This is a genomic window from Bradyrhizobium sp. CCGUVB4N, from assembly GCF_024199945.1.
In the GTDB taxonomy this organism is placed as follows: domain Bacteria; phylum Pseudomonadota; class Alphaproteobacteria; order Rhizobiales; family Xanthobacteraceae; genus Bradyrhizobium.
The window spans coordinates 9,129,388-9,152,660 of sequence record NZ_JANADP010000001.1 but is presented as its reverse complement, the minus strand read 5'-3'; the positions used below and the strand labels follow the sequence as shown (position 1 = coordinate 9,152,660).

General features: G+C 64.8%; 18 protein-coding genes. 12 read left to right on the top strand and 6 right to left on the bottom strand.

Features of this window, described 5'->3' with window-relative positions; translation table 11 throughout:
* Positions 1-4: 4 nt before the first annotated feature.
* Complete coding sequence (locus NLM31_RS42630; protein WP_254196079.1) at positions 5-844, top strand: M48 family metallopeptidase; 840 nt, start codon at positions 5-7, stop codon at positions 842-844.
* 170 nt (positions 845-1,014) lie between these two features.
* On the opposite strand, the gene NLM31_RS42625 is transcribed toward NLM31_RS42630, so the two are convergent.
* Positions 1,015-3,243, bottom strand: a complete 2,229-nt coding sequence (locus NLM31_RS42625; protein ID WP_254196078.1) for a transglycosylase domain-containing protein — start codon at positions 3,241-3,243, stop codon at positions 1,015-1,017.
* Between the two features lie 169 nt (positions 3,244-3,412).
* On the opposite strand from NLM31_RS42625, the gene NLM31_RS42620 reads away from it, so the two are divergent.
* A complete protein-coding gene (locus NLM31_RS42620) occupies positions 3,413-3,838 on the top strand; it encodes a DUF1330 domain-containing protein (protein ID WP_254196077.1) in 426 nt (141 codons plus the stop codon).
* 216 nt (positions 3,839-4,054) lie between these two features.
* Here NLM31_RS42620 and NLM31_RS42615 read toward each other — a convergent pair whose 3' ends face one another.
* The 3 genes from NLM31_RS42615 to NLM31_RS42605 all read right to left on the bottom strand — a co-directional run bounded on the left by NLM31_RS42615 (position 4,055) and on the right by NLM31_RS42605 (position 7,293).
* Positions 4,055-5,281: an ABC transporter substrate-binding protein gene (locus NLM31_RS42615; RefSeq protein ID WP_254196076.1), complete on the bottom strand. Its 1,227-nt coding sequence runs from the start codon at positions 5,279-5,281 to the stop codon at positions 4,055-4,057.
* A gap of 264 nt (positions 5,282-5,545) precedes the next feature.
* Entirely contained in the window at positions 5,546-6,772 is a 1,227-nt protein-coding gene (locus NLM31_RS42610) for an ABC transporter substrate-binding protein (protein ID WP_254135115.1), read from the bottom strand.
* Between the two features lie 164 nt (positions 6,773-6,936).
* Positions 6,937-7,293: a DUF1304 domain-containing protein gene (locus NLM31_RS42605; protein ID WP_254196357.1), complete on the bottom strand. Its 357-nt coding sequence runs from the start codon at positions 7,291-7,293 to the stop codon at positions 6,937-6,939.
* 99 nt (positions 7,294-7,392) lie between these two features.
* Here NLM31_RS42605 and NLM31_RS42600 point away from each other — a divergent pair, with 99 nt between their 5' ends.
* Positions 7,393-7,923: a methylated-DNA--[protein]-cysteine S-methyltransferase gene (locus tag NLM31_RS42600; protein ID WP_254196075.1), complete on the top strand. Its 531-nt coding sequence runs from the start codon at positions 7,393-7,395 to the stop codon at positions 7,921-7,923.
* Positions 7,924-7,931: 8 nt separating this feature from the next.
* On the opposite strand, the gene NLM31_RS42595 is transcribed toward NLM31_RS42600, so the two are convergent.
* Entirely contained in the window at positions 7,932-10,724 is a 2,793-nt protein-coding gene (locus tag NLM31_RS42595; RefSeq protein WP_254135113.1) for a [protein-PII] uridylyltransferase, read from the bottom strand.
* Between the two features lie 188 nt (positions 10,725-10,912).
* On the opposite strand from NLM31_RS42595, the gene NLM31_RS42590 reads away from it, so the two are divergent.
* The 7 genes from NLM31_RS42590 (at position 10,913) to NLM31_RS42560 (ending at position 17,932) form a co-directional block, all read left to right on the top strand.
* Positions 10,913-11,884 carry an aliphatic sulfonate ABC transporter substrate-binding protein gene (locus tag NLM31_RS42590; RefSeq protein ID WP_254135112.1) on the top strand — a complete coding sequence of 324 codons (972 nt, stop codon included), beginning with the start codon at positions 10,913-10,915 and terminating at the stop codon, positions 11,882-11,884.
* Between the two features lie 210 nt (positions 11,885-12,094).
* On the top strand, positions 12,095-12,940 hold the full coding sequence (locus NLM31_RS42585) for an ABC transporter permease (protein ID WP_254196074.1): 846 nt from the start codon (positions 12,095-12,097) through the stop codon (positions 12,938-12,940).
* A gap of 3 nt (positions 12,941-12,943) precedes the next feature.
* Positions 12,944-13,729: an ABC transporter ATP-binding protein gene (locus NLM31_RS42580; RefSeq protein WP_254196073.1), complete on the top strand. Its 786-nt coding sequence runs from the start codon at positions 12,944-12,946 to the stop codon at positions 13,727-13,729.
* Between the two features lie 54 nt (positions 13,730-13,783).
* Complete coding sequence (locus tag NLM31_RS42575; protein ID WP_063686102.1) at positions 13,784-14,293, top strand: OsmC family protein; 510 nt, start codon at positions 13,784-13,786, stop codon at positions 14,291-14,293.
* A 42-nt stretch (positions 14,294-14,335) separates the two neighbouring features.
* The gene (locus tag NLM31_RS42570; RefSeq protein ID WP_254196072.1) at positions 14,336-15,151 is read left to right on the top strand and encodes a hypothetical protein; all 816 of its coding nucleotides are present in this window, start codon (positions 14,336-14,338) and stop codon (positions 15,149-15,151) included.
* Positions 15,152-15,252: 101 nt separating this feature from the next.
* Entirely contained in the window at positions 15,253-15,969 is a 717-nt protein-coding gene (locus NLM31_RS42565) for a hypothetical protein (RefSeq protein ID WP_254196071.1), read from the top strand.
* A 286-nt stretch (positions 15,970-16,255) separates the two neighbouring features.
* On the top strand, positions 16,256-17,932 hold the full coding sequence (locus NLM31_RS42560; protein ID WP_254135107.1) for a PAS domain-containing methyl-accepting chemotaxis protein: 1,677 nt from the start codon (positions 16,256-16,258) through the stop codon (positions 17,930-17,932).
* A 130-nt stretch (positions 17,933-18,062) separates the two neighbouring features.
* On the opposite strand, the gene mutS is transcribed toward NLM31_RS42560, so the two are convergent.
* On the bottom strand, positions 18,063-20,801 hold the full coding sequence (mutS, locus tag NLM31_RS42555; protein ID WP_254196070.1) for a DNA mismatch repair protein MutS: 2,739 nt from the start codon (positions 20,799-20,801) through the stop codon (positions 18,063-18,065).
* A 216-nt stretch (positions 20,802-21,017) separates the two neighbouring features.
* Between mutS and pcaF the strand changes: the two genes are divergently transcribed.
* Both pcaF and NLM31_RS42545 read left to right on the top strand, forming a co-directional pair.
* Positions 21,018-22,226, top strand: a complete 1,209-nt coding sequence (gene pcaF / locus NLM31_RS42550; RefSeq protein WP_254196069.1) for a 3-oxoadipyl-CoA thiolase — start codon at positions 21,018-21,020, stop codon at positions 22,224-22,226.
* Positions 22,227-22,296: 70 nt separating this feature from the next.
* Positions 22,297-23,190, top strand: a complete 894-nt coding sequence (locus NLM31_RS42545; protein WP_254196068.1) for a dioxygenase — start codon at positions 22,297-22,299, stop codon at positions 23,188-23,190.
* The last annotated feature ends 83 nt before the right edge of the window (positions 23,191-23,273 follow it).

Below are 23,273 nucleotides of genomic sequence, written 5' to 3'. Positions count from 1 at the left end.
GCAAATGATTTGTTTTTGCGCCGAGCGCTTTCCCTGGCGGCGGTTATGGCAGAATCCGGGCGAACTCTTGCTCCCCGGACTGACAGACATGGCCACTCGCGCGCTCCTCTACCGTCGGCCCCACGAACCGAAGACCCTCGTCATCAGTCATGGATCGCAATTCTTTGCGATTCGGCTGCGCAGACACCGTCGTGCGCGCCGTTACACGCTCAGAATCCATCCGAGTGACCGCGAAGCGATCCTCACGATCCCGCCGCGCGGCACGCTCGCCGAAGCCAAGGACTTCGCGCAGCGTCACGGCGCGTGGATCGCGGCACGTCTCGGTCGTTTGCCGAAGGCTGCACCGTTCCAGCCTGGCACAGTGATACCGCTCCGTGGCGTTTCCCATCGCATCGTGCATCGTGCAGGCGCGCGCGGCACGGTGTGGACCGAAATTCGCGACAGCGGTGAACGCATTCTCTGCGTCGCCGGCGGCCTCGAGCACGTCGATCGCCGTGTCAGCGACTTTCTCAAGCGCGAGGCGCGCCGCGATCTGCAGCGTTCGTCGGAGACCCATGCCGCCGAGCTCGGCGTCAAGGTGAAGCGGCTCTCGATCCGCGATCAGTCCAGCCGTTGGGGCTCCTGCACCTCGGCGGGCTCGTTGTCGTTCTCCTGGCGCCTGATCCTCGCGCCGCCCTACGTGCTCGACTACCTCGCCGCGCATGAGGTGGCCCATCTCGTCGAGATGAACCACTCGGCCCGCTTCTGGCGCGTCTGCGGCAAGATCTGTCCGTCCATGGAGCGCGCCAAGAAGTGGCTCGACACCTACGGCAACGATCTGCACCGGTACGGGGTCGACGATTAGGGTGCGCAGCTAGCGTCTTGGAAGGTGTCATCGCCCGCGAATGCGGGCGATGTGCGTTTTACTCCATCGCATCAAGGCCTTCAGCCAATCCACCGCGCATCACGCCGCCTACTGTGCATGGGGTTGTTTTCGCGTTTTTGTTTTGAGGTCACCAGGACCTCACGCCGAAGCTACCGGTTTCCGCCAAACAGCCGGTCCATGAGCCAGCCATCAAGTCCTGCGGCGGCTTCCGGCCGCGCGTTGACATTGGTGCGGGTCGGTGGCGGTGCGCGATAGCCGCCATTGCTGACCGGCGCCGGTGCAGGTCCAGGCGCTGCCGCCTGTGTCGGCGGTGACACCTGCGATGAGATCTGCACGAGGTTCGCCGGCCCCCAATTGCCTGGCGAGTTCGGGAGGGCCGCCACCTGGACGCCTTCGTGCGCGGCGCGCATGAAGCGGGTCCAGACCTCCACCGGCAGGCCGCCGCCGGTCGCCTTCTTGGTCGGCGAGTTGTCGTCGTTGCCGAGCCAGACGCCGGTGACGAGGTTCGACGTGTAGCCGATGAACCAGGCGTCGCGGTAATCCTGGCTGGTGCCGGTCTTGCCGGCCGCCTGCCAGCCGGGGATCTCGGCCTTCTTCGCGGTGCCGGAGATCAGCGTCTCCTTCATCATCGTGTTCATCATGCCGACATAGCGCGGCTCGATCACCTGGTTATGCTCGTCGGGCTGGCGCATGTAGAGCAGCTTGCCGTCGAGCGTCCTGATCCGCGTCACCACATGCGGCGTGGCCGCGAAGCCGCCATTGGCGAACGGCGCATAGGCGCCGACCAGCTCGACCACCGAGACTTCCGAGGTGCCGAGCGCGATCGAGGCGTTGGGCTCGAGTTTCGAGGAGATGCCGAGCCGGTGCGCGGTGCGCACCACGTTCTTCGGCCCGACCTCGAGGCCGAGGCGGATGGCGACGGTGTTGAGCGACATCGCCAGCGCCTGCGTCAGCGTTACCGCGCCGAAATATTCATGGGTGTAGTTCTCGGGCTTCCAGCCCTTGACCTCGATCGGCGCGTCCTGGCGGACGGTATCGGGCGTCAGGCCCTGTTCCATCGCGGTCAGATAGACGAACGGCTTGAACGAGGAGCCCGGCTGGCGTTTTGCAGTGACCGCGCGGTTGTACTGGCTCTCGGAATAGTTCCGGCCGCCGACCATGGCGCGCACGGCGCCGTCGGGTGTCATCGCCACCAGCGCGCCCTGGCTGACATTGAACTTCACGCTCTTGGCCGCGAGCTCGTCGATGATGGCGGCCTCCGCCACGGCCTGGAGTTTCGGATCGATCGTGGTCTCGACCTTGATGCTGTCGTCGATCTGGCCGACGAGGTCGTCCAGCACCTCGCCGATCCAGTCGGCGACATAGTTCACGGTGCCGGCGCCGACCGGCTTCACATTGTAGGAGGGGTGGCCGATCGAAGCCTGGGCCTGCGCCTCGGTGATGAACTTGGCGTCCGCCATCGCCGCGAGCACGATCTGCGCGCGCGCCTCCGCGCCTTCCGGATTGCGGTTCGGCGCCAGCCGCGAGGGCGATTTGACCAGGCCCGCCAGCATCGCGGCTTCGGCGATGGTCACATTCCTGGCCGGCTTGCCGAAATATTTCTGCGCGGCGGCTTCGACGCCGTAGGCGCCGGAGCCGAAATAGACGCGGTTGAGATAGAGCTCCAGAATCTCGTTCTTGGAGTGCTTGCGCTCGAGCCAGATCGCAAGCTCCGCCTCCTGCAGCTTGCGCGCCATGGTGCGTTCCTGGGTCAGGAACAGGTTTTTGGCGAGCTGTTGCGTCAGCGTCGAGCCGCCCTGCGACACGCCGCGATGGAGCACGTTGGTGACGAGCGCCCGCAGGATGCCGACGGGGTCGATGCCGAAATGCGAATAGAAGCGGCGGTCTTCGATCGCGATGAAGGCCTTTGGCAGATAGGGCGGCAGGTCCTTCAGCGCGACATTGGCGCCGGCCATCTCGCCGCGCTGCGCCAGCAGGCTGCCGTCCATGCCGACGATCTGAATCGTCGGTGGGCGCTTTGGAATCTCCAGCGACTGGATCGGCGGCAGATGGGCGCCAACCCAGATCACGACGCCGATCACGGCGATCACGCCCCACAGGCTCAGCACGGCGCCCCAATAGACGAGGCGGCCGAGGCCGGCGCTGAACGATGATTTCGACCGGCGCTTGGCACCACTGCTTTTGGGCTGCGCCTTGCGTTCGCGCGGCGGCTCGTCGTCGTCGGACGGTTCGGCCTTGCGCTTGCCGGCGGATTTCTTCGGCTTGTCGTCGCCGCCACCGGGAATGCGATCGGCCGCCGTCAGGCGCAGATCGGCGAGCGCCGCGGGCAAGCCGAACAGCGGCTCCTTCCGCCCACTCTTTTTCTTTCCCGACCCCATACTTGAAACGCCCAGTCATCCCGCCCGCTGCACGCTAGCGGTCCGGGTTTAAGGCCCGGTTACCCCGACGTTAACGCGTGATTAGGAGGTGCGGCATTCGTCGGCCACAGTTCCGCTCGCGGGGCGCCGGAGCTAGGATCGTCGCTATAAAGAAGAAGGAACCCCACGCATGGGCCACATCGATCCGACCAAGGAGATCTTCGCGCAATTCCGGGACAACGACCGTCCCGGCCCGATCCACATGCTCAACCTGGTGCGCTTGCGCAAAGAGGCGGCGTATCCCGACGGACGCAAAGCCTCCGGTGCGGAGGCCTATGCGGCCTATGGTCGCGAAAGCGGCCCGGTGTTCGAACGCCTCGGCGGCCGCATCGTCTGGCAAGGCAGGTTCGAGCTGATGCTGATCGGTCCGCAAGAGGAGCGCTGGGACCATTGCTTCATCGCCGAATACCCAAGCGTCTCGGCCTTCGTCGAGATGATCCGCGACCCCGTCTATCGCGAGGCGGTGAAGCATCGCCAGGCCGCCGTGGAGGACTCCCGTTTGATCCGCCATGCGGTGTTGCCGGTCGGGAAGAATTTTGGAGAGATACCCGAGTAACCGTCGCTGAGGCGCCTCTCTCTCCGTCATCCTGAGGTGCGAGCTCTTGCGAGCCTCGAAGGATGTACGGCCACCAGTGGGCCGTCGCCCTTCGAGGGCCGCGGAAGGAGCGGCCACCTCCAGCGACAACGGCTGTGCCGTTGCGCGGGGGTGACGGTGATAGCTCAAGAAAATCGGCGGCCCGGAGGCCGCCGATTGGATTTCAGAGCCCGGTGGCTAACCCGCCGGACCTGCGTCCTCCAGGATCGGGCCGAACAGCTCCCAGCGTTCGCCGTTGAACTTCATCATCTGAAGCTGCTTGTTGACGCGGTAGTCGGTCGGCGAGGTATTGGCCTTGATGCCGGGCAGCGCGGTGTCGGTCGCAAAGTCCTTCAGCGAAGTGGCCTGCTTCATGACATTCTCGCGGGTGAGATCGTCACCGCACTGCTTCAGCACATGCGCCAGCATCTGCGCGGTGCTGTAGCCATAGGTGTTGAAGTTCGAGTCCTTGTCGCCGTCAGGATAGTACTTGGCCATGAAGTCGAAATACTTCTTCAGGCCGGCGTCGTCCTTCCAGGTCGGATCAAGTGGTTCCTTGCCGTAGTTCACGCTGATCAGGCCCTTGGCGGCCTCGAAGCCTGCGGGCTTCAGCACCGCGCCGACCGACGTGGCATTGATGTCGACGATCTGCACCGGATGCCAGTCCAACTCGGCGATCTTCTTGATCGCCTGAGCGGCCTGCTTCGGCGTCGTCGCGCTGAAGAACAGATCGGTGCCGGCGTCCTTGATCTTGAGGATCTGCGAATCGACGGTGGGATCGGAGACCTCGTAAGAGGCTTCGGTCACGATCATCTTGGCGGCCTTGTCGCCGAGACCGGCCTTGAGGCCGTTCAGATAATCCTTGCCGAGGTCGTCGTTCTGATAGAGCACGCCGATCTTGGCGTTCGGATGCTCCTTCAGAATGTACTGGCCGTAGATGCGGCCCTCGACGAAGTAGTTGGGATTGAAGCCCATGGTCCACGGGAAGTTCTTCGGATCGGTGAACCGCGAGGCACCGGTCGCCGCGAACAGCTGCGGCACCTTCTTGGAGTTGAGATATTTCTGCACGGCGGCGTTCACGGGCGTGCCGATGATCTGGAAGGTCAGCAGCACCTCGTCGCTCTCGACGAGCTTGCGGATCTGCTCCACGGCTTTCGGCGGCGAATAGGCGTCGTCATACTGGATCAGATTGATCTTGCGGCCATTGATGCCGCCCTGGTCGTTGATCATCTTGAAATAGGCGGCCTGGGTCTTGCCGATCGACGAATAGGCCGACGCCGGTCCCGAGAACGGCATGGTCTGTCCGATCTTGATTTCGGTGTCGCTGGCGCCCGGATCATATTTCTTCTGGGCATTGGCCGCAGAGACCGACAGCGCCAGGGTCAGCGCCGTTGCCGTGGCCAGATGCAGAATTCCATTCCTCATTCGCAATTTCCTCAGTCTGTTATTGCAGATGGTCTACCGGGCGCACGACGCGTCCGGTGCCATCGCTGAGGGCGAGTGTGGAGGAGTGGTTGCTGCAACGCAAGGCGGGGCGCGCTGGCCGTTCGTAGGGGGCATTGGTTCGCAGGGTGGGTTAGCGAAGCGTAACCCACCACTGTTTATCTTCGCGGACGTAGAAGAGGTGGGTTACGCCCCGCGGACTGCGCTTCGTGCAGCCGCAGGTCTAACCCACCCTACAAGATCGAACTAACCCGCCGGGCCGGAATCCTCGATGATCGGTCCGAACAGCTCCCAGCGTTCGCCGTTGAACTTCATCATCTGCATCTGCTTGTTGACACGGTAGTCGTTCGGCCCGGTGTTGATCTTGATGCCGGGCAGCGCGAAGCTCGGAGTGAAGTCCTTGATGTTGGCGACCTGTTTCATCACGTTCTCACGCGACAGGTCGTCGCCGCATTGCTTCAGCACCTGCGTCAGCAGCTCCGCCACCGAATAGGCGTAGGTGTTGACGGTGTTGAGCTTGTCCCCTTCCGGGAAATACTTGTCCATGAAGGCGAAGAAGGCCTTTACGCCGGGATCGTCCTTCCACTGGGGATCGCCGGGCTCCTTGCCGTACTGCGTCGAGATGATGCCCTTGGAGATGTCGAGACCGGCGGGCTTCAGCGTCGCCGAGATCGGGCTCGCGTTGATGTCGAGGATGTGCACCGGGTTCCAGCCAAGCTCCGCGACCTTCTTGATGGCCTGCGCCGCGAACTTCGGTGTCGAGGCATCGTAGAAGAGATCAGCGCCCATCGACTTCAGCTTGACCACCTGCGAGTCCACTGTGGGATCGGTGACCTCGTAGGAGACCTCGCCGATAATCATGCTGGCCGCCTTGTCGCCGAGGCCGCTCTTGAGCCCCGCGAGATAGTCGCGGCCCATGTCGTCGTTCTGGTAGAGCACCCCGATTTTGGCGTTCGGATGCTCCTTGAGAATGTACTTGGCGTAGATGCGACCTTCGGAGATGTAGTTCGGATTGTACGCGATGGTCCAGGGATAGTTCTGCGGATCGTTGAATCGTGCGGCGCCGGTCGAGGCGAGCAGTTGTGGCACCTTCTTGCCGTTGAGATATTTCTGCACGGCGGCGTTGGCGGCGGTGCCGATGATCTGGAAGGTGAACAGCACTTCGTCGCCTTCGACGAGCTTGCGCACCTGCTCGACGGTCTTCGGCGGCGAATAGGCGTCGTCATACTGGATCAGATTGATCTTGCGGCCGTTGATGCCGCCCTGATCGTTGATCATCTTGAAGTAGGCGGCCTGCGTCTTGCCGATATTGGCGTAGACGGAATAGGCGCCGGAGAACGGCACGGTCTGGCCGATCTTGATCTCGGTGTCGCTCGCGCCGGTGTCGTATTTCTTCTGGGCGAGGGCTTGGTTGGCGGAGAACGCGAAGGCGAGCGCCGCCGTGGCAGCTAGATAGGCTCTGCGAGTCTTCATGTTGGGTTGTTCCTCCTGACGGAATTTTCCGGTCGACGGTCTTTTCCCGCTGGTTGCAACGGTCGCCATCGCTGCCGAAGAGTTTGGAGGAAGGGCAGGCGCCGCGCAAGGATCGCGGCGCTGCGCCGTAGCGTCTCAGGCCCGGAGCCTTAAGTTCAATGGTCTCAGGCCAGGAACAAAGTGACCAGTGCGATTGCCGCCGGCAGCGCCTGCACGATCAGGATGCGCGTGCTCACGGTCGCCGCGCCATAGGCGCCGGCCACGATCACGCAGAGCAGGAAGAACACCTTGATCTGGAACGCGAAGGCCGGGTTGCCGTGGACGAGCCCCCAGATCAGGCCGGCGACGAGGAAGCCGTTATAGAGCCCCTGATTGGCGGCCAGCACTTTCGTGATCTCGGCCTTCTCGGGCGTATTGCGGAAAACCTTCAAGCCCTGCGGCTTGTCCCAGAGGAACATCTCCAGGATCAGGAAGTAGGCGTGCAGTGCGGCGACCAGCGCCACCAGGATATTGGCGATCAGAATCAAGTTGAGCTCCCCCAAAAGCGTCAGCTTTCGGGTGGACGGTAGCATGGCCGGCATGGAAAGTGCGATGCCGTGTTTCGATGCAATGGTGTCGCAATGGCCGCTCGATCAACCAGGATTCCACAACGCTTCGGCCTCGATCGGCTGGCGACGCCCATCGGGATCGCGTTGCTCGTCACCGATGCCGACGGCGCGCTGCGCGCGCTCGACTGGGACGACTACGAGCATCGCATGCGCGAGCTCCTGCGCCTGCATCACGGCGCAGTGGATCTGGTCGATCAGCCCGCACCGACCGGGATGAAGACCTCGCTGTCGGCCTACTTCGAGGGCGATCTCGGTCAGCTCTTACGCGTCGAATGGCGCATCGCCGGCACGCCGTTCCAGCAAAAGGTCTGGTCCGCGCTGGCAAAAATCCCGGCAGGCACCACGATGAGCTATGGCGCACTCGCCGCAAAGATCGAGATGCCGAAGGCAATTCGCGCCGTCGGCCACGCCAACGGCTCGAACCCGATCAGCGTGGTGCTGCCGTGCCATAGGTTGATCGGCGCGGATGGTTCGCTGGTGAAATACGGCGGCGGTCTCGAGCGCAAGCGCTGGCTGCTGCGGCACGAGGGCGTGGAGGTCTGAGGCTCAGCTCACGCCGCCGGTGCCGCAACCGCCTTGTCGCCGGCCATCACATGGGTCAGCGCGCTCTTGATCGCGGCCTGGCGGGTCGGGGCGTTGATCTGGGCGCCGAGCAGGTCGGTGACGTAGAACACGTCGCGGGCGCGCTCGCCGAAGGTCGCGACATGGGCCGAGGCGATGTTGAGGTTGAGCTTCGAGATCGCGGTGGTCAGCTCGTAGAGCAGGCCGGGGCGGTCGAGGCCGGAGACCTCGATCACGGTGTAGCGGTCGGACCATTGATTGTTGATGGTCACTTCCGGCTCGATCACGAAGGGCCGCGCCTTGCTGCGCACGGTGCGCCGCGCCACCACTTCGGGCAGGCGCAGCTTGCCTTCGAGCACGTCCTCGATCATCTCGCCGATGCGGGTGGCGCGCCGGCCCTCGTCCTCATCGCGGTCGTATTCCCGGGAGATCGAGATGGTGTCGAGCGCGCGGCCGTCGGTCGTGGTGTAGATCTGGGCGTCGACGATGTTGGCACCGGCCGACGCGCAGGCGCCCGCGATGATCGACAGCAGCCAGGGATGGTCGGCGGCGAAGATGGTAAGCTCGGTGACGCCGCGCACCTCGTCGAAGCCGACATTGATCGCGAGCTTGTGGCCCGCCTGTTCGCTCGACCGCACGAAGCGGGCATGGCGAATCTTGCGCGGCAGCTCGACCTTGAGCCAATAGGCCGGATAGTGCCGGCCGACATAGGCGTCGAGCTCGTCCGCCGGCCATTCGGCGAAGGCGTGGCGGAATTCGGCGTAGGCGGCCGTGAGGCGTTTTCCCCGGTCGACCTCCGAGAAGCCGCCGGTCAGCACCGGTTCGGTCTCGTAATAGAGCGACCGCAGCAGCTGCGCCTTCCAGCCGTTCCATACGCCCGGGCCGACGCCGCGGATGTCGGCGGTGGTCAGGATCGTGAGCAGCTTCATCTGCTCGACCGACTGCACCACGGCGGCGAAGTTCTCGATGGTCTTGCGGTCGGAGAGATCGCGCGACTGCGCGACCGTGGACATCGTCAGATGCTCCTCGATCAGCCAGGCCACCAGCTCGGTGTCGGCTGCGCTGAAGCCGAGCCGCGGGCAGAGCCGGCGCGCGACCTTGGCGCCTGCGATCGAATGATCTTCGGGCCGTCCCTTGGCGATGTCGTGCAGCAGCGTCGTGATGTAGATCACCGAACGATGCTCGGGCCGGATCTTGCGCATCAGGTCGCTGGCGAGCGTGAACTCCTCGAAGCCGCCGCGCTCGATGTCCTGCAGGAAGCCGACGCAGCGGATCAGATGCTCGTCGACGGTATAGTGATGATACATGTTGAACTGCATCATCGAGACGATCTTGCCGAAGGCGCGGATGAAGTGGCCGAGCACGCCGGTCTCGTTCATCCGGCGCAGCACGATCTCTGCGTTGTCGGAGGTCAGGATCTCCATGAAGAGGCGGTTGGCCTCGGGATTCTCGCGCATTTGCGCGTTGATCAGGCCGAGCGAACGCGTCACGTCGCGCATCGCGTCCGGATGGAAGGCGAGGTTGTTCTTCTGCGCCAGACGGAAGATGCGGATCAGATTGACCGGATCGTGCTTGAAGACGTCGGGCGCGGCGACGTTGATGCGGTTGTTGTCGACGATGAAGTCGTCGCTGTCAGGTACACGCCGCTTCACGGCCGTGGGGCGCAAGCGTGCCATCATCCGGCTCAGCACCGGCGCGGGCTTCGCCTGCTGGTCCTCGAGCTTGGCGCAGAGGATGGCGGTGAGGTTGCCGACTTCCTTGGCGACCAGGAAGTAGTGCTTCATGAAGCGTTCGACGTCCTGCATGCCGGGATGCGAGGTGTAGCCGAGCCGGATCGCGATCTCACGCTGGAGATCGAAGGACAAGCGCTCCTCGGCACGGCCGGAGTAGAAATGCAGATTGCAGCGCACCGACCAGAGGAAGTCGGCGCAGCGGCGGAAGCTGCGATATTCCTGCGCGTCGAACACGCCGCGCTCGACCAGCTCGTCGGTATCGCGAACGCGGTAGACGTATTTCGCGATCCAGAACAGCGTGTGCAGGTCGCGCAGCGCGCCCTTGCCGTCCTTGACGTTGGGCTCGACCAGATAGCGCGACTGGCCGCCGCGGCGATGCCGCTCCTCACGCTCGGCGAGCTTTGCGGTGACGAATTCGGATGCAGTGCCCTGCACCACTTCCTTGTCGAAGCGGGCGACCAGTTCCTCATACAGCGGCTTGTCGCCGGTAAGGAAGCGCGTCTCCAGGATCGCGGTGCGGATGGTCATGTCGCCGCGCGCCTGCCGGATCGATTCATCGACCGAGCGCGTGGCATGACCGACCTTCAGCCCCATGTCCCAGAGGCAATAGAGAATGGCTTCGGCGACCTGCTCGCCCCAGGCGGTCTGCTTGTAGGGCAGGATGAACAGCAGATCGATGTCGGACTCGGGGGCCATCAGGCCGCGGCCGTAGCCGCCGGTCGCGACCACCGCCATGCGCTCCGCGCCGCTCGGGATTGGCGAGCGGTAGAGATGACGGGTCGCAGCCGAATAGAGGATGCGGATGATCTCATCCTGCACGTGACACAGCCGCTCGGCGCAGCGACGACCGTGGCGGTCCTTCAGCAGGATCGCTTGTGCTGCGGAGCGCGCGGCGAGCAGCTCGGCCTTGAGCAGTTGCGCGGTCGCGGTGCGGAACGCGTCCTCGCGGCCCTGATGCTTTTCCGCAAGCGCATCGACCGCCGCGGTGATCCGCGCGGTGTCGAAGCGATCATCCACCTGTGGCTTGTGCTCGGTCGCAACGCTGTCCATGTCTCACCGGATATAAGAGGTGACAGGCGCTGTCACCCGCCATTCTCTGGCAATAGTCGTTCCATGCTGGAAAAGGCCGGCATCGAGCAAAATTGTTCTCAGGCCCTGCGCTTTCAAGGGTGGGATTTTCTCGTTGACCTCTAGATATAACTCATTGAAAAACAATGAAATTCCTGAGGAGGCTGGGTATGACCAAGATTACACGACGCATTCTGCTGGCGGGAGCCGTTGCGCTCGCCGTGACCCCCGCGGCCAAGGCTGCTGATCCGCTCAAGGAAATCCGCATCGATTGGGCGACCTACAATCCGGTGTCGCTGGTTCTCAAGCAGAAGGGCCTGCTCGAGAAGGAGTTCGCCAAGGACGGCATCACCATCACCTGGGTGCAGTCGGCCGGCTCGAACAAGGCGCTCGAATTCCTCAATGCCGGCTCGATCGATTTCGGCTCGACCGCGGGCTCGGCCGCGCTGGTCGCGCGCATCAACGGCAATCCGATCAAGTCGATCTATGTCTATTCGCGTCCCGAATGGACCGCACTGGTCACGGGCAAGGATTCCAAGATCGCAAGCGTTGCCGACCTGAAGGGCAAGCGCGTCGCGGTGACGCGCGGCACCGATCCGCACATCTTCCTGGTGCGCGCGCTGCTGGGTGCCGGCCTCACCGAGAAGGACATCACCCCGGTGCTGCTGCAGCACGCCGACGGCAAGACCGCGCTGATCCGCGGCGACGTCGACGCCTGGGCCGGTCTCGATCCGATGATGGCGCAGGCCGAGGTCGAGGAGGGCGCAAAGCTGTTCTACCGCAAGGCTGACGCCAACACCTGGGGCATCCTCAATGTGCGCGAGCAGTTCCTGAAGGACTATCCGGACGCTGCCCGCCGCGTGCTCGCGGTGTACGAGGAGGCGCGCAAATATTCGCTCGCCAATTACGACGACCTCAAGAAGACCTTCATCGCTGTGACCAAGCTGCCCGACGCCGTCGTCGACAAGCAGCTCAAGGAGCGCACCGAGCTCACCCACAGCCGTATCGGCGCGCCCCAGCGCGAGTCGATCCTCGCCGCCGGTCTTGCCCTGCAACAGGCCGGCGTCGTCGACGCCAAGGTCGATGTGAAGGCGACGCTGGATGCTTTGATCGACGACCAGGTCCCGCTGCCGACGAATTGACGGGCGGCAGGCGTGAGCGGCAAATTCAGGTGTCGTCCCGGCGAAGGCCGGGACCCATAATCCCAGGGCGTGGTTTGGCGCGAAGACGGTCACTCCGAGCCCCCTTAACCACATCTCCCTGTGGTTATGGGTCCCGGCCTTCGCCGGGACGACGGCTGTGGATGTAGCGACACTGTTGCATTCCCGCCCCAGACGCGCTTCCTACCGGCCATGATCTCCGACGCGCCAGTATTGCAGCAATCCTCGGATACGGCCGACAGCGCCGCCGCGCCCTCGCGGCTATCGCGTTATGCGCGGCCGATGCTGGGGCTGCTGTTGCCGCTGATCCTGGCGGTCGGCTGGGAACTCATCGTCTGGTTCGGCTGGTCCAACGGCCGTCTGGTGCCGCCCCCGTCGAGGGTCTTTGCCACCATCGCCGATCTCGCGCGCTCCGGCGAGCTGGTCCGCCACATCGCCGCGACGCTGTGGCGCGTCGGCCTCGGCTTCGCGTTCGGCGTGGCCGCAGGCACGCTGCTGGGCGCCATCTCCGGCTATTGGTCGCTGGCGCGGCGGCTGCTCGATCCGACCGTGCAGGCCCTGCGTGCGATTCCGTCGCTCGCCTGGGTGCCGCTGTTCATCCTCTGGCTCGGCATTTTCGAGACCTCCAAGATCGCGCTGATCGCGGTCGGCGTGTTCTTCCCGGTTTATCTCGGGGTGATGGGCGCGATCTTGTCGGTCGACCGCAAGATCGTCGAGGTTGGCCGCACCTTCCGCCTCTCCGGCTTCGCGATGATCCGCCGCATCCTGCTGCCAGCAGTGCTGCCGGCCTATGTCGTGTCCTTGCGCGTCGGCCTCGGTCTTGGCTGGATGTTCGTCGTCGCCGCCGAGCTGATCGGCGCCTCCGAAGGCCTCGGCTATCTCCTGCTCGACGGCCAGCAGCTCGGCAAGCCCGCGCAGATCCTCGCCGCCATCGTGATCTTTGCCATCCTCGGCAAGCTCACCGACTGGCTGATCGAGGTCGCGGCTGCGCCGTTCCTGCGTTGGCAGGACGCCTTCGGGCGAGCGAAGGGGACTTAAGCCATGCTGGCGCTCGACCGGGTCAGCAAGACCTATCCCAACGGCGTGCAGGCGCTGGCGCGCTTCTCCGCCGAGATCAGGCAGGGCGAGATCATCGCCATCATCGGCGGTTCCGGCTGCGGCAAATCAACGTTGCTCCGCGCCATCGCCGGCCTCGACCGCGCCAGCTCGGGCACGGTGACGCTCGACAGCGAAGCGATCGCCTCGCCGCATGCCAAGATCGGCATCATCTTCCAGGAGCCGCGGCTGCTGCCCTGGCTCAGCGTCGCCGACAATATCGGGTTTGGACTTGCCGATCTCCCAGCCGCCGAGCGACGCGAGAAGGTGGCGCGTGCGCTGGCGCGTGTGGGACTTGCCGACAAGGCGCAGGCCTGGCCGCGCGAGCTCTCGGGCGGTCAGGCGCAGCGCGTCGCGATCGCGCGCGCGCTGGTGCCGCAGCCAGAGGTGCTGTTGCTCGACGAGCCGTTCTCGGCGCTCGACGCCTTCACCCGGCGCGACCTGCAGGATCATCTGCTCGACCTCTGGGCCGATACGCGCCCGACCTTGATCCTCGTCACACATGACGTCGACGAGGCCGTGGTGCTGGCCGATCGCGTGCTGGTGATGCGGCCGCGGCCGGGCCGGCTGTTCGACCAGATCGAGATCAATCTCGGCCGACCGCGCGACCGCAATTCGCCGCTGTTCGAGAATTTCAAGCGAAGTGTGCTGACGTCACTCGACCGTTCGCTCGACCGCAACGTGCCCGACCGTGACGCAACCCAGGGTCCCGGTCAGGCCATGTGGTGGTGACATTTTCTCTCCGAGCCGGTACATCGAGAGGCGATTTTTCCGGGAGAGAACAAGATGGACGCCGCAGAACTGCGCCAGATGCAGGCCCCGATCAAGGAACGCTACAAAACCGATCCCAAGACCGCGATGATCACGCTGAAGGCCAAGGGCTCGACCGACAGCGAAGGCATCGCCTGCAAGGTCGAGACCGGCCGCGCCATCGCGATGGCAGGCCTCCATCCCGCCACCGGCGGCTCCGGCCTCGAGCTCTGCTCGGGCGACATGCTGCTCGAAGCGCTGGTCGCCTGCGCCGGCGTCACGCTGAAGTCGGTCGCGACCGCGATCGAGGTGCCGCTCAAGACGGGTAACGTCTACGCCGAGGGCGATCTCGATTTCCGCGGCACACTCGGCGTCGACAAGGAGACCCCGGTCGGCTTCGCCGAGATCCGTCTCCGTTTCGAGGTCGACACGCCGGCGCCGCAGGACAAGCTCGATCTGCTGCTCAAGCTCACCGAGCGCTATTGCGTGGTTTATCAGACCATCAAGAATGGCCCGAAGGTTTCGGTGTCGATGCAGCGGATGTGACTTCCTGACCCTCCCCCTCCAGGGGAGGGTAAGAAGAAGAAAATGCCGGCCGAACTTTCCTACATCGTCTTCCTTCTGCTGCGCATGGCGGTTGCGGCCGCCTTCGTGGTGTCGGCGTCTGTTATCACCGAGCGCTCCGGCCCGGTGATCGGCGCGCTGGTGGCGACGCTGCCGATCTCGGCAGGACCTTCCTATGTCTTCCTCGCGATCGACCATGATGCCGCTTTCATCGCGCAGGGGGCGCTGTCGAGCCTTCCGGTCAACGCCGCGACGATCTTCCTCGGGCTGACCTACGTCGTGCTGGCGCAGCGGCACAGCTTCGCGGTGAGTGTCGGAAGCGCGGTCGCAGTGTGGATCGTGCTGGCGTCCATCATCCGTCTGTTCGACTGGACCCTGATGGCCGGACTCGCCGTCAACCTTGTCGCCTTCGGCATCTGCATTCCGCTGCTTGCGCAGTACCGCCACGTGAAGATGCCGCTGGTGACGCGCCGCTGGTACGATATCCCGTTCCGCGCTTCGCTCGTCGCAGTTCTCGTCGCGATCGTGGTCTCGACCTCGGGCTGGGTCGGCCCGCGCGTCTCGGGCGTTATCGCGCTCTATCCGATCGTCTTCACCAGCATGATGGTGATCCTGCATCCGCGCATCGGCGGCCCGCCGACCGCGGCCGTGCTCGCCAACTCCGCCTGGGGCCTGCTCGGCTTCGGCATGGCGATTGCCGTGCTGCACGTCGCCGTCACGCAGTTCGGCTCGGTGATCGGCTTGAGTTGCGCACTCGCCACCTGCATCGGCTGGAACCTGACGCTGTGGTGGATGGGACGACGGAAGAGGGCGATGCATGAGCCGCGTCGCGCTTCGTAAGGTGAGGTACGCTTACGCTTGGGACCTCAGTCCTGACTCAGGATAGTTAGTTACCGGGGCTGGCAGACCCGCTAGACTGGCAACAGGCAAGATCGGGGCGTGTGGTGGAGGGATTGTACAAGGTCGAATACGATATCAACGACGGCTCCGGCCGCAGCGTGCTGTACGCCCATGCCGGGAAAATGCTTGGCGGCAACACGGCCTTCGCCCACTTCGGCACCTACGAGATTGTGGACGGCGAAATCGTCGCCAGGCTCCGGACGAAGCGCCACAGCCGGTCGCCGCAGCACAGGTCGCTGGTCAGTTCCGACGCCGTTACAATCAGCATTCGCGGTCGACAGCAGGGCAAGCTCTACCGCTTCGAGGGAGAAGTGGTCGAGGACGCCGCGGTGTTTCGCGCCGTGATGACGCCGCTCGGCGACGATGACGTTCCCCCGCCCGGTGCTGTCGGCGAGGGCGGCATCGTCAGCGGACTCTATTCGATCGACATCCGGATGCTGGACGGAATTACCGGTGGCCATACCGGCGTGATGTTGCTGCGCGACGGCCGCATCCTCGGCGGCGATGCCTTCTTCTATTATCTCGGCGCCTATTCTTCGGCGAACGGTCGCTGGAAAGGCGAATTCGTCAATCAGGAACACACGCCGGCGAAGAGCGAGCATCCCTTGTTCGGGGGCTATGCGGTGGGCATCGGCTTCTCCGGCCACTGCGATGACAAGGGCGCTGAAATGGAAGCGACCGCGCTCGCCGGCAAGCGCAGCATCCGCCTCGCCGCGACCTTGAAGCTGATCGACCCGTTTGCCGGGGCGAGCCGCTGACGGCCGGCGTGCGGTGCACAAGGCGCGGCTCCAGCCGTGAGACTACGGACTTCCGCGACTGCCGAATTTCGACACGTCCATTAGAACTTTATTCGATCTTTTCCATTACGACTCATATTGCGTGCCCGCCCAGGCTTCCATCCGTGCGTCATGATGACGAATTGGCGATTTGATCGCTCCGGATCCGCGGGATTGTCGATTTGAATACGGCGACTCCGCCGCGGTTGAATTCCCTGGTTTGGATGGGCGTGTCCCATCGACATTATTTCGAGATGGAGTTCCCTTGATGTTTGGTCGTAAGTCCCGCGGTAACGCCGATGCACAGCTTGCCGCTATCAGCCGCTCGCAGGCGATGATCGAATTCAAACTTGATGGGACGATCATCACGGCCAACAAGAATTTTCTCGATGCTCTCGGCTACCGGCTTGACGAAATCCAGGGCAAGCATCACTCCATGTTCGTGCCGGCCGACCAGCGCGACAACGCCGAGTACAAGGCGTTCTGGGCCGCGCTGAACCGTGGCGAGTATCAGGCGCGCGAGTTCAAGCGGATCGCGAAGGGCGGTCGCGAGGTCTGGATCGAAGCATCCTACAATCCGGTGCTCGACGGCGACGGCAAGGCGGTGATGGTTGCCAAGATTGCGACCGACATCACCGAGAAGAAAATCCGGAGCATGACGGACGCCTCGAAGATCGCCGCCAACAGCCGCGCCCAGGCCGTGATCGAGTTCAAGCTCGACGGCACCATCGTCACCGCCAACGAGAATTTCTGCAAGGCGCTCGGCTATTCGCTCGCCGAGATCGAGGGCAAGCATCACAGCCTGTTCGTGGAGCAGGCCGAACGCGACAGCGCGGCCTATCGCGAATTCTGGGCCAGGCTCAACCGCGGCGAATACCGGGCCGGCGAGTTCAAGCGCGTCGGCAAGGGTGGCCGCGAGGTCTGGATCCTCGCCTCCTACAATCCGCTGCTCGACGAGAACGGCAAGCCGTTCGGCGTCGTCAAATACGCAACCGACGTGACCGCGGAGAAGCTGAAGAACGCGGATCTCGCCGGTCAGATGTCGGCGATCGACAAGGCGCAGGCCGTGATCGAGTTCAACATGGACGGCACGATCATCACCGCGAACGCCAACTTCCTCGCCACGCTCGGCTATTCGCTGGCCGAGATCCAGGGCAAGCATCACAGCATGTTCGTCGAGCCCGGTGAGCGCGATGGCGCGGCCTATCGCGAGTTCTGGGCGGCGCTTGGCCGCGGCCAGTACCAGGCGGCCGAGTACAAGCGCATCGGCAAGGGCGGCCGGGAGGTCTACATCCAGGCTTCCTATAACCCGATCCTCGATCTCAACGGCAAGCCGTTCAAGGTCGTGAAATACGCCACCGACACCACGCGGCAGGTGCTGGTCCGCATGGGCAACGAGCGTGTCCGCGCCATGATGGAATCGGTCGCGGCAGGCTCCGAGGAGCTCAACGCCTCGGTGCGGGAGATCTCGGAGGCGATGACCAAATCGCGCGAGACCGCGATGAGCGCGGTGGATCAGGTCGCCTCCGCCGATGCGCAGGCGCAGCGCCTGACCGAGGCGGCGCAGGCGATGAGCGGCATCATCGAGATGATCAACAGCATCACGGGGCAGATCAATCTGCTCGCGCTCAACGCCACGATCGAATCGGCGCGCGCGGGCGAAGCCGGCCGCGGCTTTGCGGTGGTCGCCTCCGAAGTGAAGAGTCTCGCCAACCAGGCGCGACAGGCGACCGACAAGATCGGCCAGGAGATCGGCAGCCTCAATGGCATCTCCGGCGACGTCGTCAGTGCGCTCGGCTCGATCAAGCAGGCGATCAACAATGTCAGCGAATACGTGACATCGACCGCCGCCGCCGTCGAGGAGCAGAGCACGGTGACGAGCGAGATGTCGACCAGCATGCAGCGTGCTGCGGCGGAAGCCGCGGCGATCGCGGCGAGGGCGTAAGCCGAGCGCGCAGGAATCGTAGGGTGGTCAAAGGCGCGCTCTTCGCGCGTCGTGCCCACGTCTTTCCCTCGATCAACGCACAAGACGTGGGCGCGCTACGCTTTGCCCACCCTACGGCCCTAGGGCATCGTCACTGCTTCGGCAGCTTGGTCTTCAACGCGTAGAGCGCATCGAGCGCCTCGCGCGGCGACATCTCGTCGGGGTGCAGCGCTTTCACCGCGTCCATCAGCAGCTCGGCCTCAGTCGGCGGCGCGGCTTCTGCGGCGGCGCGCGAGGGCACCGCGAACAGCGGGAGATCGTCGGCCAGCGCGCGGGCGGTCTGGCCGCGGTCCTGGGCTTCGAGTTTTGCCAGCACCGATTTGGCGCGATTGATCACGGCCGGCGGCAGGCCGGCGAGTTTGGCGACCTGGATGCCGTAGGAGCGGTCGGCCGAGCCCGGCAGCACCTCGTGCAGGAACACGACGTTGCCCTGCCACTCCTTCACCCGCACGGTCGCGTTGAACATGCGCGGCAGCTTTGCCGAGAGCGCGGTCAGCTCGTGGTAGTGGGTTGCAAACAGCGTGCGGCAGCGGTTGCTTTCGTGCAGATGCTCGATCGCCGCCCAGGCGATCGAGAGACCGTCGAAGGTCGCGGTGCCGCGGCCGATCTCGTCGAGGATCACCAGCGCGCGTTCGCCGGCCTGGTTGAGGATCGCAGCCGTTTCGACCATCTCCACCATGAAGGTGGAGCGGCCGCGGGCGAGATCGTCGGCGGCGCCGACGCGCGAGAACAGCCGGTCGATGATGCCGATCCGTGCCCGCGTGGCCGGCACGAAACTGCCGATCTGCGCCAGCAGCGCAATCAATGCGTTCTGGCGCAGGAAGGTCGACTTACCCGCCATGTTCGGACCGGTGAGCAGCCAGAGCTGGCCGGATTTTTGTGCCGGGCTTGGCGAGAGATCGCAGGCATTGGCGATGAACGGCTCGCCATTGCGCTTCAAGGCCTGCTCGACCACGGGATGGCGGCCGGCCTCGATCGCAAAGCCGAGCGAGCCGTCGACCTCGGGCCGCACGTAGTTCTCGTCGACGGCGAGCTTGGCCAGCGACGTCGCAACGTCGAGCAGCGCAAAGCCTTGCGCCGCGGCGCGCAGATCGTCGCTGATCTCGAGCGCCTTGGCGCAGAGCCGTTCGAAGATTTCGAGCTCGAGCCCGAGCGCGCGGTCGCCGGCATTGGCGATCTTGGCTTCGATCTCGCCGAGTTCGGACGTCGTGAAGCGCACCTGGCCCGCCAGCGTCTGGCGATGGATGAAGGTCGCGTTCAACGGCGCGGACATAAGCTTGTCGCCATGCTGCGCGGTGACCTCGACGAAATAGCCGAGCACGTTGTTGTGGCGGATCTTGAGGCCCTTGACGGAGGTGTCGTCGGCGTAGCGCGCCTGCATCGAGGCCACGACCAGGCGCGAGGCGTCGCGCAGGTTCCGGGCTTCGTCGAGCGCCGGCTCATAGCCGGCACGAACGAAGCCGCCGTCGCGCTTGATCAGCGGCAGTTGATCGTCCAGCGCGCTGGCGAATTCGGCCGCGAGCTCGCGCGAGGGACGCTTCAGCGCCGCCATCACCGCCGCAATTTCCTGTGGCGGCTGGTCGAGCTCGCCGAGCCGCGCCAGTACCTGGTCGGCGGCGATGATGCCATCACGGAGGCCCGCGAGGTCGCGCGGTCCGCCGCGGCCGACCGAGAGACGGGCGAGCGCACGCGACATGTCGGGCGCGCCGCGCAGAATGCTGCGGATGTCCTCGCGCGTGGCTGAATCCGCGACGAGGGCGCTGACGGCATCGAGCCGTCGCGCAATCGCCGGCGCGTCGGTCAAGGGCGCTGCGAGCCGTTGCGCCAGCAGGCGCGAACCGGCCGAGGTCACGGTGCAATCGATGGCATCGAGCAGCGAGCCGCGGCGTTCGCCCGCGAGCGTTCGCGTCAGCTCGAGATTGGCCCGGGTGGCGGGATCGATCGCCATGGTCGCGCCCGAGGCTTCGCGCGCGGGCGGTGACAGCGGCGGGTGCTTGCCGACCTGGGTGCGGTCGACATAGGTGACAGCGGCGGCAGCGGCCGTGGCCTCGAGCCGCGAGAGCTGCGCCAGCCCGTCCATGGTCGCGACGGCAAAGTAGTCGCAGAGGCGCTTTTCGGCGGTAGCGCCATCAAAGACGTCGCGGGTCACCGGCGTCACCGCCGGCAGCTCGCGCAAGGTTTGTCCGAGCTCGTTATCGCTATAAAGCGCGTCGGTGACGATCGCCTCGTTGGGATTGATGCGCGCCAGCGTCGCGGCGAGCTCACTGCCCGAAACTTCCGTGACCGTGAATTCGGCAGTCGAGATGTCGATCCAGGCGAGACCAAAGCGGTCGCCGCCGGCCGACGAGCGCGCCCGCGCGATCGCCAGCAGATAGTTGTTGGCGCGCGCATCGAGCAGTGTGTCCTCGGTCAGCGTGCCCGGCGTGACCAGCCGCACCACGCCACGGCGGACGACGCTCTTGTTGCCGCGCGCTTTGGCCGCGGCGGGATCCTCGGTCTGCTCGCAGACGGCGACCCGGTGGCCGGCGCTGATCAGGCGATGCAGATAATCCTCGGAGCGCTCGACCGGCACGCCGCACATCGGGATGTCGTTGCCCTGATGCTTGCCGCGCTTGGTCAAGACGATGCCGAGCGTCTTCGAGGCGATTTCCGCGTCCTCGAAGAACAGCTCGTAAAAATCGCCCATCCGGTAGAACAGCAGCAGGCCCTGATGCGCTGCCTTGATCTCCAGGTACTGTTCCATCATCGGCGTGACGCGCGCGACGGCTTCCGCCGGCTGCGCGGGCGTCTCATCGGGGGGCGGTACAGGGATGGGCTGTTGCATGGTCATGGGCGGCGCAACCTACAAAATTTCGCCTCGTGCTCCTATCGGTTTGGCCGGGCCGGGCGGGTTTTCCACGTTGTCCGCACCGCGGCATGCGCTGGCGGCGTGCGCACCCTTCGGAACACGCAAGAAACCGTCAATTGACCTGCCGCGGGCGCCCTCCTAAAACTCCGCCGACATTGAAGAATTTCCGCCGAACCGCGGCATTCAGGGAGAACAACGATGCGTGACGTCTTTATCTGCGATGCCGTGCGGACCCCGATCGGCCGTTTCGGCGGCTCGCTCGCCAAGGTGCGCGCCGACGATCTCGCCGCCGCCCCGATCAAGGCGCTGATGGCCAAGCACCCCAATCTCGACTGGGCGCAGGTGGACGAAGTCTTCTTTGGCTGCGCCAACCAGGCCGGCGAGGACAACCGCAACGTCGCGCGCATGGCGCTGCTGCTCGCGGGGCTCCCGGACTCGGTTCCCGGCCAGACCCTGAACCGGCTCTGCGCCTCCGGCCTCGATGCAGTCGGTGCTGCCGGCCGCGCCATCCGCTCCGGCGAGATCGAATTTGCGATCGCCGGCGGCGTCGAATCCATGACGCGCGCGCCGTTCGTGATGGGCAAGGCGCAGGAAGCCTTCTCGCGCTCGGCCGAGATCTTCGACACCACCATCGGCTGGCGCTTCATCAATCCGCTGCTCAAGGCACAGTATGGCGTCGATGCGATGCCGGAGACGGGCGAGAACGTCGCCGAGGAATTCCAGGTCTCCCGCGCAGACCAGGATGCCTTCGCGATCCGCTCGCAGCAGCGTGCGGGTAAGGCGATCGCAGCCGGCTATTTCGCGGAAGAAATCACCCCGATCACCATTCCCGGCGGCAAGGCCGGCCCGGTCACGATCGACAAGGACGAGCATCCGCGTCCCGAGACCACGCTCGAGGGCTTGGCAAAACTGAAGCCGATCGTGCGCAATCCCGGCACGGTGACGGCCGGCAATGCCTCCGGCGTCAATGACGGCGCAGCCGCGATGATCCTCGCCTCTGAGGCCGCCGTGAAGAAGCATGGCCTCACGCCGCGCGCCCGCATCCTCGGCCTCTCCTCGGCCGGCGTGCCGCCGCGCATCATGGGCATCGGCCCCGTGCCCGCGACCCGCAAGCTGATGGAGCGCCTGGGCAAGAAGATCACTGATTTCGACCTGATCGAGCTCAATGAAGCTTTCGCCTCGCAGGGCATCGCCTGCATGCGCCAGCTCGGCGTTGCCGACGATGCCGATTTCGTCAATCCGCATGGCGGCGCCATCGCGCTCGGCCATCCCCTCGGCATGAGCGGCGCGCGCCTCGCGCTCACCGCCGTCCACGGCATGGAAAAGCGCGGCGGCAAGCTCGCACTCGCCACCATGTGCGTCGGCGTCGGCCAGGGCGTTGCCGTCGCGATCGAGAAGCTGAACTGACGGTCTATCCTCTCCCTCTCCCCGTTCCTGCGGGGAGAGGTGAGAGCCGGCGGACGGCTGGGAGACAAGCATGATCATCGAGGGCGAGCAGGATGTCACGGCCGCCGCACTTGAGGTGATGGAGCGGACGTCCGATCCGCGGATGCGGCAGATCATAGTCTCGCTGGTCAAGCATCTGCACGGCTTCGTCCGCGACGTGCGCCTGACCGAGAAGGAATTCCGCGACGCCACGGCTGTGATCGCCGAGCTCGGCAAGATGACCACCGACACGCACAACGAGGTCGTGCTGATGGCGGGCTCGCTCGGCGTCTCGCCGCTGGTGTGCCTCCTCAACAACGGCGATCACGGCAATACCGAAACCGATCAGTCGCTGCTCGGCCCGTTCTGGCGGCTGAACTCGCCGCGGGTGGAGAATGGCGGATCGATCGTCCGCTCCGAAACGCCTGGCGCGCCGCTGTTCGTCAACGGCCGTGTCGTCGACAAGGACGGCCGCCCCGTCGCGGGCGCGGAGGTCGATGTCTGGCACGCCTCGCCGGTCGGGCTCTATGAGAACCAGGATCCTGAGCAGGCCGACATGAACCTGCGCGGCAAGTTCACGACCGATGCCGACGGGCGCTTTGCCTTTCGCTCGGTGATGATGATCGGCTATCCGATTCCGACCAATGGGGTCGTCGGCCGCCTGTTGGAAGCGCAGAGCCGGCACCCCTATCGCCCAGCGCATCTCCACGCCCTGATCTTCAAGCCGGGATTCAAGGTGCTGATCTCGCAGGTCTACGATCCCAATGACCCTCATATCGACAGCGACGTGCAGTTCGGCGTGACACAGGCGCTGATCGGCAAGTTCGTGCGGCACGAGACGCCGCATCCGATCGCACGTGACGTTTCGACGCCATGGTATTCGCTCGACCATACCTACCGGCTCGAGATAGGGGAGGCCGTGCTGCCGCGCGCGCCGATCAAGTAAGGCTTGGTGACGGATGTTGCCGGGGTTGCCGGAGGCGCTAAACCGGCTTCCCTAGATTAGTTATATTCTATAATGATTGGCAG